General features: G+C 73.7%; 2 protein-coding genes. Both read left to right on the top strand.

Annotation, left to right across the window (positions count from 1 at the left end):
• The first annotated feature begins 146 nt into the window (after nt 1-146).
• Nucleotides 147-1,463 carry an amino acid adenylation domain-containing protein gene (locus HG543_RS53410; protein ID WP_169352641.1) on the top strand — a complete coding sequence of 439 codons (1,317 nt, stop codon included), beginning with the start codon at nt 147-149 and terminating at the stop codon, nt 1,461-1,463.
• Nucleotides 1,464-1,613: 150 nt separating this feature from the next.
• Entirely contained in the window at nt 1,614-1,871 is a 258-nt protein-coding gene (locus HG543_RS53405) for a hypothetical protein (protein WP_169352640.1), read from the top strand.
• Nucleotides 1,872-1,893 lie beyond the last annotated feature (22 nt).

Here is a 1,893-nt window from a genome sequence, read left to right as displayed (position 1 = left end):
GGCGGGAGGACCCCTCGGGTTCCCCCGGGCCTCGCCCGGGCGGTGAGCACCCGGACGGGCAGTGAAGCGCGGTGGCCCCGCACAGAGAAGTCCCGGGACGCGGGTTTTCGTGCGAACCTCGGGCTCCCCCGCTGGAGTCCCCCGCGATGCCCCGTCCCCGCCTCCTCCTCGCCGTGATTGGCGGCGCGCTCGCCGTCGCGCTCGCGAGCGTGGGAGGCACGGCGTACCTGGTGCTGCGCACGCGGCCCCTGGCCGAGCGGCTGGTGCGGGAGGCGAATGCGCTGGAGCAGGAGCGCTACCCGCGCCCCTCGCATGTGACGCCCGCGAGGCCCGGCACGTTCGCGGAGCACCTGGAGCCGCTGTTGGGCGACGCGCGGCAACTGTACGACGAGCGCCCCAGGGAGCTCCGGGTCCACGTCGCCCGCAAGGTGCCGTGTCTCATGGTGGTGACGGGCGAGCGCCCCGTCTCCGAGCTGCCGTCCGCCTGCCGCGAGGCGGTGGAGCGGGGCTGGGAGCGGGTGAGCCGGATTCTCGCGGCCACGCACGCGGAGGAGGGCGGGCTGCCGCGGAGCGTGGGCGTGATGCCGTCGCGAGGGCGCGAAGCCGCGGACGCCACCCGGATGGCGCTGCTGCACGTGGTGGAGCTGGCCGGACTGGAGACGCGGCTGCGGCTCGCCAGGGGCAGCGCGGCGGAAGCGGTGGACGTCTGCCTGGACGCGCTGGCGCTGAGCCGGGACATGACGCTGGGAGGAGGACTGGCGTGGCACTGGTACTCCGCCTTGAGCCATGAGGTGCTGTACCGCGCCTGCGCGGACGCACTGGACGCGGCGCCCCTGGCGCGCAAGCGGAGCGCGGTGACGCAGCTGTCCCGGCTGGCCGAGGGGCTGGCATCGCTCTCGCGGACGCTGAGGGAGCACTCCGTGCAGACGCAGGCGGAGCTCTTCGGCGTGGCGGTGTCCGGGGAGACGCGGGACGCGCTGACGCCACGGGTGCGAGCCTTCCTCGACGCGCATCAGATTCCCGACCTGAAAGGCTCCCTCTTCTCCCTGACGCCGCTGGAGTGGCGCAAGACGGTGAAGGTCTTCGACGCGATGGTGGCGGTCGCGGACCTGCCCCCGGCGGCGAGGCAACAGGCCTTCGCCGCCATCGAGGAGGAGCACACCGACCGGTTCATCTCCATCTTCGGCCCCCAGGTGATGTCCCTGGACGGGATGGCTCAGGACATCGAGCGGCTCCGGCTCCAGCACGACGCGCTCCTGCTGCTGGCCGAGGTGGACCTGCACCGCGCGGAGACGGGCCGCTGGCCGCAGCCGCTGCCCTACCCCGCCGTGTACACCTTCGTGCTGGAGTCCTCCGACCCCGGCGAGGCGCGGCTCGCCCCCTGTTCCCCGGCGCTGAAGGCCCAGGCGCTGCGCGTGACGGCCGACGGGCCCGCGGGCACGTGGGTGCGGCAGGAGCCCTGAGGACACGCGCCGCCGCTCGGCGTGGATGAGCGCCCACACGACGCGGACTCCAGGGGCCCCCTGGCAACCTGGACTTCCCGGGAGTTGCTGTTGCAACGTGGAGGCGCCGCTCCCCCGAGCGGCATCCCCCCTACACCCCTGGAGTCGGTCATGCGTCGTTTCTTCGTGATGATGTCGCTGGTGGTCCTGAGCGCCTGTGGCGGGCAGCCCCCGGCGGAGGAGGCTCCCGCCGCGGAGCAGACGCCGGCGGCCGGTGAGAGCGGCGAGGTGGACGCGACGGCCCTCTGCACCTCCGGCGACACGTGGGCGTGTTACTGCGCCCAGTTCAAGACCGCCGACACGTGCCGGGCGGCGCAGCTGCGCAGCTGCGTGTGGGCGTACAACCGCTGCACGCCGACGTACGAGTAGTCCCATCCCAGGGCCCCTTGCC

This window comes from Pyxidicoccus fallax (assembly GCF_012933655.1).
In the GTDB taxonomy this organism is placed as follows: Bacteria; Myxococcota; Myxococcia; order Myxococcales; family Myxococcaceae; genus Myxococcus; species Myxococcus fallax.
This window is presented reverse-complemented; position numbering and strand designations above follow the sequence as displayed.

Coding starts and splice junctions, on each gene's coding strand:
- HG543_RS53410 (WP_169352641.1), top strand. CDS start 147: ATGCCCCGTCCCCGCCTCCTCCTCGCCGTGATTGGCGGCGCGCTCGCC.
- HG543_RS53405 (WP_169352640.1), top strand. CDS start 1,614: ATGCGTCGTTTCTTCGTGATGATGTCGCTGGTGGTCCTGAGCGCCTGT.